Below are 544 nucleotides of genomic sequence, written 5' to 3'. Positions count from 1 at the left end.
CTGTTTGAATCACTGCTACTAAAGCTCCGTTATTATTAATAACGCGAACTTGTGTATTGACAAGCGGTGTACCGGTTTGGATAGAAGTAATCTGCCCTTCTATCGTTCCTGGATTCGGTGTTAAAGCAAGTGAAACAGATGAAAGTAAATTGGATTGAACTAATACGGTAGTACTCTCTGTTCCGAAATTTGGCGTATATGCCGTCACTGTATAACTACCGGGCTCAAGATTTAAAACGGTAAATTGGCCGCTACTATCTGTTGCTATTGTTTGCACAATGGGTCCAGTTGGTGAAAATTGTCGAACAACAATAGTTGCTCCAACGATAAATTCTCCTGTTTGCTCATTCACTAATGTACCAAAAATAGAACCAGGATTTGGAGCTAGACTAAAATTAACAGCAGTTGTTTGATTTGAGAAGAATTGAGCGCCTTGTACGCTGCTTCCAAAATTGTCGGAACTGGAAACTATTTGATAAAGACCTGGGGCAAGACCGGCAAATTGATAAAAGCCATTACTATCTGAAACAACAGTGGCTACAAG

General features: G+C 39.9%; 1 protein-coding gene. It reads right to left on the bottom strand.

Annotation, left to right across the window (positions count from 1 at the left end):
- The coding region (locus tag AC1DWA_RS33190) for an MSCRAMM family protein (RefSeq protein WP_477917696.1) at positions 1–544 on the bottom strand (544 nt) is incomplete at both ends.

It is taken from the genome of Rhodococcus sp. P4_F3_2, assembly GCF_056401335.1.
This window is presented reverse-complemented; position numbering and strand designations above follow the sequence as displayed.